This is a genomic window from Streptomyces axinellae, from assembly GCF_039532135.1.
GTDB lineage: Bacteria > Actinomycetota > Actinomycetes > Streptomycetales > Streptomycetaceae > Streptomyces > Streptomyces axinellae.
The window spans coordinates 286010-301518 of sequence record NZ_BAAARJ010000007.1 but is presented as its reverse complement, the minus strand read 5'-3'; the positions used below and the strand labels follow the sequence as shown (position 1 = coordinate 301518).

13 protein-coding genes and 1 tRNA gene are annotated in these 15509 nt (G+C 72.7%); 12 read left to right on the top strand and 2 right to left on the bottom strand.

The features are described from left to right. Positions 1–277: 277 nt before the first annotated feature. The 8 genes from tadA (at position 278) to ABD339_RS13155 (ending at position 6980) form a co-directional block, all read left to right on the top strand. Entirely contained in the window at positions 278–745 is a 468-nt protein-coding gene (gene tadA, locus ABD339_RS13190; RefSeq protein ID WP_344565663.1) for a tRNA adenosine(34) deaminase TadA, read from the top strand. A gap of 10 nt (positions 746–755) precedes the next feature. Continuing rightward, positions 756–842, top strand: a tRNA-Ser gene (locus tag ABD339_RS13185). Positions 843–1289: 447 nt separating this feature from the next. Then, the gene (locus ABD339_RS13180; RefSeq protein WP_344565506.1) at positions 1290–1991 is read left to right on the top strand and encodes a restriction endonuclease; all 702 of its coding nucleotides are present in this window, start codon (positions 1290–1292) and stop codon (positions 1989–1991) included. Positions 1992–2172: 181 nt separating this feature from the next. Next, complete coding sequence (locus tag ABD339_RS13175) at positions 2173–3120, top strand: NADP-dependent oxidoreductase (protein WP_344565504.1); 948 nt, start codon at positions 2173–2175, stop codon at positions 3118–3120. Positions 3121–3511: 391 nt separating this feature from the next. After that, on the top strand, positions 3512–3676 hold the full coding sequence (locus tag ABD339_RS13170; protein ID WP_344565502.1) for a hypothetical protein: 165 nt from the start codon (positions 3512–3514) through the stop codon (positions 3674–3676). 184 nt (positions 3677–3860) lie between these two features. Next, on the top strand, positions 3861–4706 hold the full coding sequence (locus ABD339_RS13165) for an RNA polymerase sigma factor SigF (protein WP_344565500.1): 846 nt from the start codon (positions 3861–3863) through the stop codon (positions 4704–4706). Positions 4707–4904: 198 nt separating this feature from the next. Further along, complete coding sequence (locus ABD339_RS13160; protein WP_344565498.1) at positions 4905–5852, top strand: RNA polymerase sigma factor SigF; 948 nt, start codon at positions 4905–4907, stop codon at positions 5850–5852. Between the two features lie 210 nt (positions 5853–6062). Then, entirely contained in the window at positions 6063–6980 is a 918-nt protein-coding gene (locus tag ABD339_RS13155; protein ID WP_344565496.1) for a hypothetical protein, read from the top strand. A 117-nt stretch (positions 6981–7097) separates the two neighbouring features. On the opposite strand, the gene ABD339_RS13150 is transcribed toward ABD339_RS13155, so the two are convergent. After that, entirely contained in the window at positions 7098–8015 is a 918-nt protein-coding gene (locus ABD339_RS13150) for an alpha/beta fold hydrolase (RefSeq protein WP_344565494.1), read from the bottom strand. 253 nt (positions 8016–8268) lie between these two features. Here ABD339_RS13150 and ABD339_RS13145 point away from each other — a divergent pair, with 253 nt between their 5' ends. Next, a complete protein-coding gene (locus ABD339_RS13145; RefSeq protein ID WP_344565661.1) occupies positions 8269–10623 on the top strand; it encodes an AfsR/SARP family transcriptional regulator in 2355 nt (784 codons plus the stop codon). Positions 10624–10795: 172 nt separating this feature from the next. On the opposite strand, the gene ABD339_RS13140 is transcribed toward ABD339_RS13145, so the two are convergent. Beyond that, positions 10796–11014, bottom strand: a complete 219-nt coding sequence (locus ABD339_RS13140) for a hypothetical protein (protein WP_344565492.1) — start codon at positions 11012–11014, stop codon at positions 10796–10798. Positions 11015–11208: 194 nt separating this feature from the next. On the opposite strand from ABD339_RS13140, the gene ABD339_RS13135 reads away from it, so the two are divergent. The 3 genes from ABD339_RS13135 to ABD339_RS13125 all read left to right on the top strand — a co-directional run bounded on the left by ABD339_RS13135 (position 11209) and on the right by ABD339_RS13125 (position 15492). After that, positions 11209–11730, top strand: a complete 522-nt coding sequence (locus ABD339_RS13135; protein ID WP_344565490.1) for a MarR family winged helix-turn-helix transcriptional regulator — start codon at positions 11209–11211, stop codon at positions 11728–11730. A 206-nt stretch (positions 11731–11936) separates the two neighbouring features. Continuing rightward, positions 11937–14414 carry an MFS transporter gene (locus ABD339_RS13130; protein WP_486388542.1) on the top strand — a complete coding sequence of 826 codons (2478 nt, stop codon included), beginning with the start codon at positions 11937–11939 and terminating at the stop codon, positions 14412–14414. A gap of 157 nt (positions 14415–14571) precedes the next feature. Further along, positions 14572–15492 (top strand): YceI family protein, encoded by a 921-nt coding sequence (locus ABD339_RS13125; RefSeq protein WP_344565487.1) that lies wholly within the window; start codon positions 14572–14574, stop codon positions 15490–15492. The last annotated feature ends 17 nt before the right edge of the window (positions 15493–15509 follow it).

The window sequence follows — 15509 nt, the reverse complement described above, 5'->3', positions numbered from 1 at the left end:
TGTCCCCATGCCTCCCGAGAAGAACGACGAACACGTCGGGCCCGACGAGCATGGCGGGCCCGACGGGCACGTGGAGCATGGCGGGCCCGACGGGCACGTGGAGCATGGCGGGCCCGACGGGCACGTGGAGCATGGCGGGCCCGACGGGCAAGGCGTTGTGCGAGACGGCGGCCAAGACGCCCTGCGTGACGGCGAACGAGGCGAAGGAGCGGACGACGCGCCGGACGAGAGAGAGGCTGACGTGCCCGACCCCGTCCGCGCCCCCTGGCACGAGCCCATGCGGCTGGCGCTCGCGGAGGCCGCGCGGGCTCCGGAGACGGGGGATGTCCCGGTCGGCGCCGTCGTCCTCGGACCCGACGGCACGGTGCTCGGCCGCGGCCACAACGCCCGTGAGGCGGACGGCGATCCGACCGCGCACGCCGAACTGATCGCGCTGCGCGCCGCAGCGCACACACAGGGCGGCCAGGACTGGCGCCTCACGGACTGCACCCTGGTCGTCACGCTGGAACCCTGCACGATGTGCGCGGGCGCCGCCGTCCTCTCCCGGGTCGCCCGCGTCGTCTACGGCGCCCCCGACCCCAAGGCAGGCGCCGCCGGCTCCCTCTGGGACGCCCTCCGCGACCGCCGCCTCAACCACCGCCCCGAGGTCCTCAACGGCGTCCTCGCCCCCGAGTGCGCCGCCCTCCTCACCCACTTCTTCCGCACCCCGGATACCGATTTCGGCCCAGCGCCCGGAGTGGGCTAGAGTTCCTCTCGGTAGCGTGTCCGAGCGGCCGAAGGAGCTCGCCTCGAAAGCGAGTGAGGGGGCAACTCCTCCGTGGGTTCAAATCCCACCGCTACCGCTGTGAGCATGATTGATGTAGGGCCGGACCCCGCGGGGGTCCGGCCCTTTCGTCGTGGGGCGTCGAAGCGGATGTCAGGGCGGCCCACCTGGCCCGGCTCGAACGGGCCGGCCCCTCCACAACGGGCCGGTGCCGCGGATCTACGGCTTCCGGCCGACGCAGGCGGACGAGCGCAGGGCAGACCTCACCTCGCCGTCACCTGTCCCACCCCACCAGGTCTGAGCTGCTCCCTCATGGACGGCCTCGGCCGGGCGCCCGTCGGCAGTGGATCACCGTCGGCGATCGTCCCGGGACGGGCTGTCAGTGCCGTGTGCTGGACTGGTGGGGTCGAGCGGGGGCTGGGGCTGTCGTCATCGGGAGGGCGCAGAGCATGGTCGAGGTCGAGGTCCGGGTGTGCATACGCGGGGGCGGGGTCATCGGGTGTCCGGCGCGGCCGGAGGGGGGTCGGTGAGTGTCCGGCGGGGCGGGCGGGGCGTGCTCGTGCGGCGGCGGCGCGGTCGCGGTCGGCGGCAGCGGAAGGGGGACGGGCAGATAGCGGTTCTGGGTGCGGGGGCCGTCGGTGTCGCGTTGGTGGTCGCGGTGGTGCAGTGGCTGCTCGCGCACTGGTGGGTCCTGGCCCTGCTGGGCGGTCTGGTCGTGCTCGGCGGAGGGCTGTGGTGGCAGCAGCGCGTGCGGCGGCTGCGGTGGGAGGCCGTCCGCGCGCAGGGGCTGCGCTACCAGCTTCCGCAGCTGGACGCTCTGCACCATGCGCAGTTCGAGCACGCCGTACGGGAGCTGATGGCCCGTGACGGCTGTCGGGACGCGGAGCGGACGGGGGGCCGGGGCGACCAGGGTGCGGACGTGATCGCGACGGATCCCTCGGGGCGGCGGTGGGTGATCCAGTGCAAGCACCGGCGCGACGGCCTGGCCGGATCGGCGATCGGCACGCCTGATCTGCAGCGGCTCAACGGGACGGCCCGCCCGGTCCACGGGGCGGATGTGGTCGTCATGCTGACCAACGGCCGCTTCACCCGGGACGCGCTGGCGTTCGGCCCCGCGCAGCGGATTCATCTGGTCGACCGGCATCTGCTGGCCCGCTGGGCGGCGGGGGCCTGGCCGCTGTGGGAGCTGCTGCCGCACGTTCCCCCGCCACGCCGGGCGCGTCCCTGAGACCCGGCCCGGTGCCCACCAGGCCCGGCGCCGACCCGGCCCGGTACCGACAAGCCCCTGCGGCCCCTCGCTCGTGACGGGCGCCGCCGGGCAGCCGCACGCTGCGGGGCCCGTGGGGGCGGCGTACGTTGAAAGCCGGGGATGCTGCCGCTGGTCCCAGGGGGGAGCAGGGAGAGGGCGCATGCGTGCTGTCGGAGTGCGGGAGTGGAAGGGGCGGCCGGAGGTCCTGGAGGTGCCGCGGCCCGAGCCGGGTGAGGGCCAGGTCCTGGTGCGGGTCAGGGCCGCGGGGCTCAACCCGCTGGACTGGAAGATCGCGGACGGCCTGCTGGAGGGCGCGATTCCGTACGCGTTTCCCCTGGTCATGGGCGTGGACTTCGCCGGAGCCGTGGAGCGAAGCGGGCCCGGGGCCCGCCGTTTCACGCGCGGTGACGGTGTGTACGGCCAGGTGATCAGCGATCCTGTGGGGGCCGGGACGTACGCCGAGTTCGTGGTCGTCGACGAGGCGGGCAGCGTGGCCCTCGCGCCGTCCTCGGTGCCGCTCACGGTCGCGGCGGGCGCGCCCACGGCGGGGATGACCGCGCTGGGCATCATGGACACCGCGGCTCTGCGTGAGTACGAGAGCTTGCTCATCATCGGCGCCGCCGGCGGGGTGGGCACCTTCTTGACCCAGCTCGCCGCGGCCCACGGACTGCGGGTGATCGCCGTGACACACGGGCACGACGAGCGCCGGATGGCGGCCTTCGGCGCCGCGGTCACCATCGATGCCAGGGGCCGGGCGCTCGCGGACGCGGTGCGCGAGGAGTACCCCGAGGGGGTGGACGCGCTGGTGGACCTCATCGCGACGGACCCAGCTGCCCTCGCAGCCGGTGCCTCGCTGGTACGCAACGGGGGCGTGGCGCTCTCCACGTTGGGCGCCGCCGCGCCGGGTGAGTTGTCCGCCGGGGGTGTGGAAGGGCTCAACTTCCAGCTCACGGCCTCGGTGGCGCTGCTGGACCAGTTGGGGCGCGAGATCGACAGCGGGCGCCTTGCCGTCCCCGTCGAGACGGAGGTCCCGCTGGAGCAGGCCCCCGACGCGTTGGCCCGCAACCGGGTGGGCGGTGGCCGGGGCAAGACCGTCTTTCTGCCCTGACGGGCCCGCCCCGGATTCCCCCCGGATTCCGCCCCGGATTCCGCCCCGGGATTCCGCTTGGGCAGGGTCCTGACGCCCCCGCGTCCTGACGCCCCCGTCCCGCGCCCTGACGGCACCTCGGCCCCGGCCCCGGGGGTCCCTCGCGTCTCCGTCCTGACGGTCCCTCGGCCGTTTCCCTTCCGGGCTCCGGTGGGCGGCGGATCCCGGCCCTCCCCGGGGTCACTTCCGACACGTCCGGCGGATCGGGCAAAGGCCGTCGGGGCAGCGGCTCTTGGGTTCCATGCGGGGTCCCCCGGGGGCCCGTTCGGCGGCACCTCTTCCCGTTACACTCACACAGCCGCACAGGTGTACAGGATTTCGGGGACCGAACAGCTCGGGGAGGGGCAGCGCGATGGCGCAGGCGAAAAAGGTCGTGCTCTACATGCTTGTTGTCTTCGTGCTGTACACGATCATCACGTCACCCCAGCGTGCCGCCGACCTGGTACAGGTAGGTTTCGAAGGCATATCGAGCGCGGCTCAGGGCGTCGGCGAGTTCATGACCTCGCTCGTCAACTGAGCCCCCGGAAACTCGCCCCCCGATCCCTCGGATCGGGGGGTTTTTCGCGCAACTGGCAAGCAACACGGAGTTATACGGTGCTTGCGCACGGTGCACATGTCTTGTGATGCTATGACCGCTTTTGGCGGATGAACGACCGATCAGGACCGATCTGCACCGTGAACCGTAAAGGGGTGGTGGCTGAGTGGACGGGACCCGTACCCCCGCCCAAGCTCCCTCCGGTGATGCCGAAGCGCCGCCTTCCCCCGCCGACGCCCAGCGGGAGCGTGCCGCGCGGACCCGGGCGCTGACCCAGTCACTCTTCGAACAGCTCACCGGGCTGGAGCGCGGCTCGGCGGAGTACGAGCGGATCCGCTGCGCCCTGATCGAGGCGAACCTGCCGCTGGTCCGGTATGTCGCGGCCCGCTTCCGCAGCAGGAACGAGCCGATGGAGGACGTCGTCCAGGTCGGCACCATCGGTCTGATCAACGCCATCGACCGGTTCGACGCCGGGCGCGGCGTCCAGTTCCCCACCTTCGCGATGCCGACGATCGTCGGCGAGATCCGCCGCTACTTCCGCGACAACGTCCGCACCGTCCACGTGCCCCGCCGGCTGCACGAGATGTGGGTCCAGGTCAGCGGCGCCACCGAGGATCTGACGACGCTTCACGGGCGCTCCCCCACGACCGCCGAGATCGCCGAGCGGCTGAAGATCTCCGAGGAGGAGGTCCTGGCCTGCATCGAGGCCGGACGGGCCTACCGGGCCACGTCGTTGGAGGCCGCGCAGGAGCGCGAGGACGGAATGCCGGGCCTGCTGGACCGGCTCGGCTACGAGGACCCGGAACTGGACGGGGTCGAGCACCGCGACCTCGTCCGCCATCTGCTCGTACAGCTACCCGAGCGCGAGCAGCGGATCCTTCTGCTGCGCTACTACCGGAATCTGACGCAGTCCCAGATCAGCGCGGAGCTGGGCGTCTCGCAGATGCACGTCTCGCGCCTGCTCTCGCGGAGCTTCGCCCGGCTGAGAGCCGCAAATCGAATCGACGCATAGCCGGATCGAGCGACACCAATCCCGGCCGCACCGCCCTCAACTGTGCGGTTTTATCGACATGAGGCTACGTCGCGTTGCTGACTTGTGACATTCTGCAAGAGCTGCGTTTGCCGCAGTGGTGCTCCCGGTATTCAGGGGGAGGTGCTTCCCTCACCCGAGGGCGCCGCAGCGACCCGTCCGCGACCTCAAGGGGGTGGCATGTCCGTAGAACTGGGCAGCTCGAAGGTGCTCGCCGAGAACACGACCCCGGTGGCACCCCCCGGGCCAGCCGAGCCCGGAAGCCTGCCGGCGCCACAGGATCTCGTCGAGCCCGGCGCACTCGCCGAGCCCGCCACCGTGGTGGCCGACGCCGCCACGATCGACACCCGCACCCTCTCCCGCTCCCTCTTCCTGCGGCTCGCCGCGCTGGACAGGGCGGCTGCCGACCCTCCGGGCACGGCGCCGAGTGCGGAACGCACGTACGTCAGGGACACGCTCATCGAGCTGAACCTCCCGCTCGTCCGCTACGCCGCGGCCCGCTTCCGCAGCAGGAACGAGCCGATGGAGGACATCGTCCAGGTCGGCACCATCGGTCTGATCAAGGCGATCGACCGCTTCGACTGCGAACGGGGCGTGGAATTCCCGACGTTCGCGATGCCGACCGTCGTCGGCGAGATCAAGCGCTTCTTCCGCGACACCTCCTGGTCGGTGCGGGTGCCGCGCCGCCTCCAGGAGCTGCGGCTCGCGCTGACGAAGGCCAGCGACGAGCTGTCCCAGACCCTGGACCGCTCCCCGACCGTCACCGAACTCGCCACCTGCCTGGGCGTCTCCGAGGAGGACGTGGTCGACGGACTGGCCGTCGGCAACGCGTACACCGCCTCGTCGCTGGACTCCCCCTCCATGGAGGACGACGGCGGCGAGGGCTCGCTCGCCGACCGGCTGGGCTACGAGGACAGCGCGCTGGAGGGCGTGGAGTACCGCGAGTCGCTCAAGCCGCTGCTGGCCAAACTCCCGCCCCGGGAGCGTCAGATCATCATGCTGCGCTTCTTCGCGAACATGACGCAGTCGCAGATCGGCGAGGAGGTCGGCATCTCCCAGATGCACGTCTCCCGGCTGCTGACGCGCACGCTCGCGCAGCTGCGCGAAGGGCTGATCGCCGAGGACTGACCACGCGGGGGGCCGAGTGCGGCGGGGGAGACGTACCAGAGCAGGCACACGTCCACGTATACGTACACGCACGAGCCGGAGAAGTACGAGCCGGAGATGCCCAGGCCGGAGATGTACGACCCGAAAGAGCGCGACTCGGAAGAGCGCGAGCCGAAGGAGTGCCACCGCCACAGGGTTCACATCTGACGTAGCGTCAGCAACACTGTCGCCATGCGAAGCCATGGGACGCGCGAGCGGACGCTGCGGGCACACGCCACGAGCCGCCGGAGCGGCCGGAAGACCGCCCCGGCGGCTCTGGTCTGTCTCGGCGCGCTGCTGACCGCCGGATGCGGAGCGAGCGGGGACGACGGCTACGTCGCGGTGGACGCGGCCGGCCCCTCCGGTCACGGCGACAGCTCCTCGCGCCCCGTACGGCCGGACGACAAGGTCCGCATGGTGCCGCTGGACGAGCGGGACGACGGCGGGACGAAGGGCGCCCAGGGCAAGGCCGGCGCGGGCGCGGACCGCAACGGCGAGGACGCCGGGGGCTCGGGTGGCGCCGGGAGCGGCGCGGACGGCGGTGGCGCCGTGGGTGGGCCGGGCGGCGACGGAGAGCCAAGCTCCGCTTCCGGGGACGGCGCGGGCGGCGCGGACGGCGCTGCGGGCACCGCTGCCGGGTCCGGATCCGGCAGCGGCGGAACGGCGGCGAGCGGCGGCGGCACGGGCGGCGGCAGCGGCGGAGCACCCGGCTCCGGATCGCCGGACTCCCCCGGCGGAAGCGGGAGCCCCGGCGGCTCGGGCGGCGGGGAGCAGTCCGGCGGCTCTCCCGGATCCGGCGGGCCCGCCGTGCTCAAGGCGAGCACGCCGAAGCGGGCCGAGGCCGACGACCGGTGGTGCGAGAAGGTGACCGTCACCTTCCGCAACACCGGAGGCAGCGCCGTCACGAAGGGCAAGGTCACCTTCGGCATCCACATCATCGGCGGGCTCGGCGTCGATTGGGCCACCCGCGAGAGCACACGGACGCTGCCGGTGCCGATCGACGCGGGTGAGAAGAGGACGAAGACCTGGACGGTCTGTGTCGATGAGTGGCGGGTGCCGCTCGGCATGCACGTGGAGACCCGCGACGTGAAACTCTCGGGGTGGAAGTAGCCCCCCGTTTCCCCGTTTCCCCGTTTCCCCCGTTTCCCCCGTTTCGCCGTCACCGCCGTCACCGCCGTCACCGCCGTCACCGCCGTCACCGCCGTCACCGCCGTCACCGCCCAGGATTCAGCGGGCCAGGAGGTTCCGTAGTGCGGTGGTGATCTCCTCCGGGGCCTCCTCCGCCATGAAGTGGCCACAGGTGACCGTGGCGTGGTGCAGGTCGGGCGCCCAGGGGCGCCACTGCGCGGCGGCGTCGTAGCCCAGCGCGGCCCCCCAGTCCTGCTGGAGGACGGTGACCGGCATCCGGAGTTGGCGGCCGGCCTTCCGGTCGGCCAGGTCGTGTTCGACGTCGATGCCGGCCGACGCCCGGTAGTCGGCCACGATCGACGGCACGGCGGCGCGGCAGGCGTCCAGGTAGGCGGCGCGGACCTCGGCCGGGAGGGCGTCCGGGTCGTTGTTCCACAGGTCGAGGAAGTGGCCGAAGAAAGCGTCCGGCGCGGCGCCGATCAGCTGTTCGGGCAAGCCCGGGGGCTGGGCCATCAGGTAGAGGTGGAAGCCGACGGCCGCGGTGGTGCCGTGCAGCGCCTCCCACATCTCCAGGGTCGGCAGCACATCCAGGCAGGCCAGATGCGTCACCGCGGCGGGGTGGTCGAGCCCGGCGCGGAAGGCGACCAGGGCGCCCCGGTCGTGCCCGGCCAGCGCGAAGCGCTCGTACCCCAGCGCACGGGCCACGGCGACCGTGTCCGCGGCCATGGTGCGCTTGGCGTAGACCTCGGGGCCGGACTCGGCGGGCTTGTCGCTGGCCCCGTAGCCGCGCAGGTCCGGGCAGATGACGGTGTGCTCGGCCGCGAGCGCGCTCGCCACGTGCCGCCACATCAGATGTGTCTGCGGGAAGCCGTGCAACAGCACGACCGGGCTGCCCGAGCCGCCGACGGCGACATTGAGGGCCACGCCGTCGGCGACGGTGACACGCCGCTGTTCGAAGCCGGGGATGACCGGAGCGGATGCCGGAGTCGGTGCCGAGGCTGGTGGGGTGGGTGTCATTGTCGCGCTGCCTTCCTTGATGGCGGGCCGGACGGCGAGATTCCGTGGGCGGCGGATCCCGCGCGAACGGTGAACACGTACGAGGCTGCCGCGCGCGAATCAGCGATCGGTCAGCGCGTACGGTGACCTGCGGTGACGAGTCTCGGCGGCCTGCCGTGACGGGTCTCGGTGACCTGCTGGTGCCCGGGCCCGGCGGTGCGGGAAGGGTGCGGAGCGGATGGGGCAGGTGGAGCGGATGGGGCCGGTGGAGCGGATGGGGCGGGTCACGTTCGGGGTGCTCGGGCCCGTGGTGGCCGAGGGCGACGGCGCTGTGCTCGCGCTGAAGGGCCCCCGTCACCGCGCCGTGCTGGCCCGGCTGCTGGTCGCGCGCCGCCGGGTCGTGCCCGTCGCACGGCTGATCGACGACCTGTGGGACGAGCCTCCGGCGGGGGCCGTGGGCGCCGTACAGACCTTCGTCGCCGCGCTGCGCCGTGTTCTGGAACCCGACCGTCCGCCCCGGTCCCCCGCCCGGCTGCTGGTCACCGAAGGTCCGGGCTACGCACTGCGGGCCGGGCCCGACGCGGTGGACGCCTGGCGCTTCGAGACAGCCGTGGGCTCCGCCACGTCGCTGCCGCCCACCCGGGCGCTGGAACGGCTGCGCGAGGGGCTGGAGCTGTGGCGGGGCCCGGCATACGCGGAGTTCGCGGCGGAGCACTGGGCACGCGGCGAGCGCTCCCGGCTGGCGGAGCTGCGGCTGTGGGCGGCGGAACAGCACGCCGAGGCGCTGCTGGCGCTGGGCCGGAACGCGGAGGCGGTGCCCGGTCTGGACGCACATGTGACCGAGCACCCCTGGCGCGAGGACGCCTGGCGGCTGCTGGCGCTGGCGCTGTACCGCTCGGGCCGCCAGGGGGACGCGCTCGCGGTGCTGCGCCGGGCCCGCGCCACGCTGGCCGACCGGCTCGGGGTGGATCCCGGGCCCCGGCTGCGCCGACTGGAAGCAGACGTCCTCGCCCAGGATCCCGGCCTCGACATCGACGTCGGCCTCGGTCCTGGCCTCGATCCCGGATCCGGGACCGGCTTCGAGGCCGACTCCGAGGCCGGCCTGGGCCGTTCCCCGGCCCCCGGCCCGGCAGCCGCCCGGCTGTGGGCGCGGGCGGCCGGGGACTACGACCGCGCGGTCGGCGCCGGGGCCCGCGCCCGGCTGGAGTCCACGGTCGGGCTGATCCGGAACCTGGCCGTCACCGGCGCCAGCGGCCTGGAGGCTGCCCGCGAACACCGTATGGCCGCGATCCGGGTGGCGGAGGCGGGCGGCGACCCCGAGCTGACGTCCCGTGTGATCGGCGCGTTCGACGTGCCCGCGATCTGGCCCCGCAGCGACGACCCCGAACTGGCCCGCCAGATCGTCGCGGCGGCCGAACGCACCCTGGCAGCCCTCGCCGCGCGGTCGGCAGACGGCCCGCAGACGGGAGAGGGCGCGCGGTCGGGAGAGGGCACGCGGTCGGCCACCGGCCCACAGCCGGGCAGCGGTGCGCGCCCGGGCAGCGGCGGACGACCGGCCGACCACATCCGGGCCCACGCCGACGGCGGGGAAGGCCGCCCTGTGGCGGGCCCGTACGACGCCGTGCGCTGCCGCCTGCTGGCCACCATCGCCGTGGAGTCGCGCGGGCTCCGCCACCCGCGCGGCCCGCAGGCCGCGCGCGAAGCGGAACGGCTCGCGCGGGGGCTGGACGATCCGGCGCTGCTGGCGTTCAGCCTCAACGGGGCGTTCATGCAGTCCTGCGCCCGCGCCGGTCTCGCGCCCCGGCGGGACGAGATCGGCGCGGAGCTGGTCGCGCTGGCGGCCCGGCACGGGCTGGTGACGTTCGAGGTGCTGGGGCACCTGATCCGCCTTCAGGCCCGCGCCGCGCTGGGCGACTTCCGCGCGGCGGACGCGCACTCCGCCGCGGCCGACCGGCTGGCCGCGCGGCATGAGCTGCCGCTGGTGGGCGTCTTCACCCAGTGGTACGGGGCGCTGCGAGAGGCCGCGTCCGGACGCCGGTCCCGCGCGGAGGAGGCGTACCGGGCCGCCGCCGCGCGGCTGGACACGGCGGGGATGCCGGGCGTACGCGACGGCCTGCTGCCGCTCGCCCTGCTGAGCCTGCGCCTGCGTCTGCCCCCGCCGGACGGCACCCGGCAGACGCGCGAGGCGTCTGAGGCAGCGGATGAGGGAGAGACGGCGGAGGCAACGGATAAAGCCGAGGCAACGGATAGAGGGGAGATGGCGGAGGCGCCAGAGACAGCGGAGGCAGCAGGGGCGGCCCCGGGCCTCGGGGCCGATCTGGAGTGGGGCCCTTACCGTCCCTGGGCCGAACCGTTCGCGCTGCTGCGCAGGGGCGAGGCGGAGGCCGCCCGGGAGACTCTGCGCGCCCTGCCGGAGCCGCCGGCCGATCTGCTGTACGAGGCGCTGTGCTGTCTGGAGGCGGCGGTCGCGCTGGAGTTGGGCGACCGGCCGGTCCTGGAGCGGGTCCACGCCCGGCTGCTGCCGGCGGCCGGGGAGCTGGCGGGCGCGGGCAGCGGCATGCTCACGCTGGGCCCGGTGGACAGCTGGCTCTGCGCGATCAGCGCGGGGCTCGCCGACGGACCTCCGTAAGCCCCCTCACAAGCCCCGCGCCCTCGCCCTCGCTCGCACCCGCCCCCGCACCCGCACCGTACAGAAAATCCCCGGAGCCGGAAGTTCCGGTCCGGGGAGGAAGGGTGACAGGGAGGGCCGAGAAGAGGGGACGAGAAGAGAGGAAGAGGGGAGAGCCGAAGCGGCGGCTCGCCTACGCGAAGGCCAGCCAGGCGACACCGGCCAGTACGACGACGGCGACCACGACCGCGAGGATCACGCCGACACGCGGCCCCGCCGAAGCCTGGACGGCCGATCCTCGGGACTGCTGCCGGGGGGCGCCCTCATCGACGAAGGCGCGGAACATCTGGGTGTTGCCTGCCGGGTCCGGGTGGCCTTCGGGACCCTGCGGCGACTGGGGGTTGTGAGCCATGGACCAGGACCTTAGCGAACCCGTCCGGCCCGGCACAGCCCAGGCCCCGTCTGGTTCCTCCAGGGCGTTTGACCAGCCCTTGAAGCAAGGCGCACAGACTTTGCTGATTGTTTGCGGCGGTTGCCCCAAATCAATTTGCCTACAGCAACCAACCACTTTATGGTTGCCTTAAGCAACAAGTTCATGGGGTGCAGATGGCCGAACGCAGTCAGTACGAGGAGCTGGCACGGCAGATCAGCGCCATAGGCGCCGTCAAACGCGAGTTGGCCCGCCGACTCCCCCCGGAGTGCCCGCCCGCCTCGGCGGCCGTACTGATGCTCTTGCACAAACACGGGGAGATGCGTACCAGCCGGCTGGCCGAACTGCTGGCGATCGACATGTCGGTCACCAGCAGGCATGTCACCCACGTCGCCGACCGCGGCTGGATCGAGCGCCACCCGGATCCGCAGGACGGCCGCTCGCGGCTGCTGCGCATCAGCGAGACGGGTGAACGGCTCCTGGACGAGATGTCCACGCAGACCGTCGAAGTGTTCGCGGCGCACCTGCACGACTGGAACGACGAGGACGTCGCCCAGCTCAACACGCTGCTCAGCCGGCTCCGCACGAGCTTCGGAGACTGCCGCGCCCGCGGCGGACTCCCCGAGCCCACCCGGAGCGGACTCCACGAGTCCGCCCATGACGGGCTCCCCGAAACGCACACGACCGCATCACACTGAGTGATACCGAGTAAGAAGGACGCCGAATGGCAACAACCCGACCCCAGCCGTCGGCCGGGGGGCCCCGCGACGCCGTGCAGGGGGCCAGTGGCGGGGCTCGACACGCGGCACACGGACACCACGCCGGACAGCACGCGCAGTCGCCCTCCGCCGCCCCGGCCCCGTCCGCCGCACCGGCATCCGGGGGCACCGCGGACGACGCACCGATGACGCACCGTCAGATAATGGAGGCGCTGTCCGGGCTGCTGCTCGGCATGTTCGTCGCCATCTTGTCCTCGACGATCGTCTCCACGGCACTCCCCAAGATCATTTCTGATCTGAACGGCACCCAGAGCTCCTACACCTGGGTGGTCACGGCCTCGCTGCTGGCGATGACCGCGAGCACGCCGCTGTGGGGCAAGCTCGCCGACCTGTTCAGCAAGAAGCTGCTGGTGCAGCTCGCGCTGATCGTCTTCGTGCTCTCCTCGGCGGGTGCCGGCCTGTCGCAGAGCGCGAGCACGCTGATCCTCTTCCGCGTGTTCCAGGGCATAGGCATGGGCGGACTCTCCGCCCTGGCCCAGATCTGCATGGCCGCGATGATCTCCCCGCGCGAGCGCGGGCGCTACAGCGGCTACCTCGGCGCCACATTCGCCATCGCGACCGTCGGCGGCCCGCTGCTCGGCGGCGTGATCACCGACACCAGCTGGCTCGGCTGGCGCTGGTGCTTCTACGTCGGCGTCCCGTTCGCGATCATCGCGCTGATCGTGCTCCAGAAGACCCTGCACCTGCCCGTCGTCAAGCGGCAGGGCGTCAAGGTCGACTGGCTCGGCGCGTTCTTCATCGCGGCGGCGGCCTGCACGCTGCTGCTGTGGGTCACCTTCGCGGGTGACAAGTACGACTGGATCTCCTGGCAGACCTACGCGATGGTCGGCGGCGCGATCGTGCTCGCCCTGATCTTCGTGCTCGTCGAGTCGAAGGCCAAGGAACCGATCATCCCGCTGCGGCTGTTCCGCAACAGCACCATCACACTGGCCGCCGTCGGCTCCCTCTTCGTGGGCATCGCGATGTTCGGCGCGACGGTCTTCCTCAGCCAGTACTTCCAGCTGGCGCGCGGCAAGTCGCCGACGATGGCCGGTGTCATGACGATCCCGATGATCGCGGGCCTGTTCGTCTCCACCACCGTCTCGGGCCAGATCATCACCCGCACCGGCAAGTGGAAGGTGTGGCTGTGCGCCGGCGGTGTGTTCATGACCGCGGGCCTGGGCCTGCTGGGCACCCTGCGCTACGACACCACCTACTGGCACATGGCCATCTTCATGGCCCTGCTCGGCCTCGGCGTCGGCATGATGATGCAGAACCTGGTGCTGGCCACCCAGAACCAGGTCAAGCCCGAGGACCTCGGCTCGGCCAGCTCCACCGTCAACTTCTTCCGTTCCCTGGGCGGCGCGGTCGGTGTCTCGGCGCTCGGCGCCGTGCTCTCCAACCGGATCACCCACTACATGGAGGACGGCTTCGCCAAGCTCGGCATCAAGGGCGGCGGCGGGGCCACGGGCGGCGGCGGCAGCGCCCTGCCCGACCTGGACAAGCTCCCCGCACCGGTCCGCACCGTCGTGGAGAGCTCCTACGGCCACGGCATCGGCGACATCTACCTGTACGCCGCGCCCGTCGCGCTGCTGGCCCTGATCGCCGTGCTGTTCATCCGGGAGGTCCCGCTGCGGACCACCTCCGGCATCCAGCAGGACAAGGAACCGCAGCCGGCGATGGCGGCGGCCGGGCCCGTGGCCGGCCTGTCGGCGGAAGCCGTGCCGGCCGTCGAGCGCACGGCCCCGCAGCCGGTGGCCGCGTCCGCTCCGTCAGGGGGAGAGACCCAGCAGCTCAGGGAGTACGCAGCAATGGCAGCCGCACAACAGCCACAGCCCTCGGCACCTATGCCCGGGAACGGGTACGGCGTCTACGGGACCGTCCGCAACTCCGACGGCCTCGGAGTCGCACGGGCCGCCGTCACGCTGATCTCGCTCAGCGGGCGTCAGCTGGGCCGCTCGGTCGCCCACGCCGACGGCTCCTACGGGCTGGACGCGCCGGGCGCGGGCTCGTACGTCCTGATCGCGGCGGCCGACGGCCACCAGCCGCAGGCGTCCACGATCGTCGTCGGCGACGAGCCGCTCGCCCACGACCTGCTGCTCTCGGGCACCAGCGGCCTCGCGGGCCAGGTGCGCGGACTGACCGACGGCGGCCCCGTCCAGGGCGCCATGGTCGTCGTCACCGATGTGCGCGGCGAGGTGCTGGCCACCGGGCTGACCGGTGAGCAGGGCGACTACCGCTTCGATGAGCTGGTCACCGGCAGCTTCACGGTCGCCGTGAACGCCTCCGGATACCGGCCCACCGCGATCCCGGTCGAGGTGCAGGGCCAGGGCGTGACCCGGCTCGATGTCGATCTCGCCTCGGGAGCGCGGGTCACCGGCACCGTGCGCGCGGGTGCGGGCCGCAGGCCCCTGCCGGACGCGCGGGTCACGCTGGTGGACGCGGCGGGCAACGTCATCGCCACCTCCACCACCGGTGAGGACGGCGCCTACGCCTTCACCGACCTGGACGCGGGTGACTACTCGGTCATCGCCAGCGGCTACCCGCCCATGGCGAGCGCACTGCACGTGAGCGGCCCCGGAGTGGACGCGTACGACGTCGAGTTGCACCACCCGGACGAGTGACCCCCCGGACCGGACGGCGCGCGGATCGAGCGGAGCGCGCGCCGTCGGGTCCGGACCGGGGAAGGGCCCCGGCATCCACGGCCCGCGAGTGCGGGCAAGGGACGGCCCGCCGCCGTGGCGCCGGGGCCCGTCGTATGCGAGAAGGAGCAAGAGAGAGATGACAGGCGGGGCAAGCGGAGCGGAACCCGGAACCGGAGCCGGACTCGGCGCCGGAGCCGGACTCGGCACCGGAACCGGAGCCGGGGAGACCGGCTCGGGCGGCGGCGTACGGGCCCGGGTCCGGACCCGGGACGGCTGGGCGGTCCAGCACGCCGTACTGACCGTGACCGACATGACGGGCACGCAGATACTGCGCGCCGAAGCCGACGAAGAGGGCGTCGTACGCAGCGGCGAACCGCTGGCCCCCGGCGCCTACACCGTGATCGCCACGGCGATCGGCTACGCGCCGGCCGCCTCCACGGCCATGGTCACGGCCTCCGGCCGGGCCGACCTGGGCACGCTGGTGCTGGCACGGCAAGGCGGCGTCGGACTGCCGCCGCCCGGCGCCTGGACGATCGACCCGATGCACTCCACCATCGCGGCGACCGCGCAGCACCTGGGCATCTCCAGCGTCCACGGCCGCTTCAACGAGTTCGCCGGACGCATCGACATCGCCCAGGACCCGGAGAAGTCGGTCGTCGAGGCCGTCATCAAGGCGGAGAGCATCGCCACGGGCAACGAGATGCGCGACCAGCACCTGCGCTCGGGCGACTTCCTCAACATCGAGACCTACCCGGACCTCACCTACCGCAGCACCGGCGTCGAGGCGGCCGGACCCGACCGGTGGACGGTCCACGGCCAGCTGTCCATGCACGGCATCGTGCGCGACGTGGACCTGGACCTGTCGTACCTGGGCACCGGCCCCGACCCGTGGGGCGGCCTACGCGCCGCCTTCCACGCCACGGCCGAACTGCGGCGCCAGGACTTCGCGATGAACTACAACCAGGTCGTCGCCGCGGGCATCGCCGCCGTCGGCACGACACTGCGCGTGGACCTGGACATCCAGGCGGTGCAGGGCGAAGCGCTGCCGTTCACCTGAGTGGTTCAGGTGAACGG

Bases quoted from the DNA above. Each gene is read 5' to 3' on its own strand.
- tadA (WP_344565663.1), top strand. From the start codon at position 278: ATGCGGCTGGCGCTCGCGGAGGCCGCGCGGGCTCCGGAGACGGGGGAT.
- ABD339_RS13175 (WP_344565504.1), top strand. From the start codon at position 2,173: ATGCGTGCTGTCGGAGTGCGGGAGTGGAAGGGGCGGCCGGAGGTCCTG.
- ABD339_RS13170 (WP_344565502.1), top strand. From the start codon at position 3,512: ATGGCGCAGGCGAAAAAGGTCGTGCTCTACATGCTTGTTGTCTTCGTG.
- ABD339_RS13160 (WP_344565498.1), top strand. From the start codon at position 4,905: ATGTCCGTAGAACTGGGCAGCTCGAAGGTGCTCGCCGAGAACACGACC.
- ABD339_RS13155 (WP_344565496.1), top strand. From the start codon at position 6,063: ATGCGAAGCCATGGGACGCGCGAGCGGACGCTGCGGGCACACGCCACG.
- ABD339_RS13150 (WP_344565494.1), bottom strand. From the start codon at position 8,015: ATGACACCCACCCCACCAGCCTCGGCACCGACTCCGGCATCCGCTCCG.
- ABD339_RS13145 (WP_344565661.1), top strand. From the start codon at position 8,269: ATGGGGCGGGTCACGTTCGGGGTGCTCGGGCCCGTGGTGGCCGAGGGC.
- ABD339_RS13140 (WP_344565492.1), bottom strand. From the start codon at position 11,014: ATGGCTCACAACCCCCAGTCGCCGCAGGGTCCCGAAGGCCACCCGGAC.
- ABD339_RS13135 (WP_344565490.1), top strand. From the start codon at position 11,209: ATGGCCGAACGCAGTCAGTACGAGGAGCTGGCACGGCAGATCAGCGCC.
- ABD339_RS13130 (WP_486388542.1), top strand. From the start codon at position 11,937: ATGACGCACCGTCAGATAATGGAGGCGCTGTCCGGGCTGCTGCTCGGC.
- ABD339_RS13125 (WP_344565487.1), top strand. From the start codon at position 14,572: ATGACAGGCGGGGCAAGCGGAGCGGAACCCGGAACCGGAGCCGGACTC.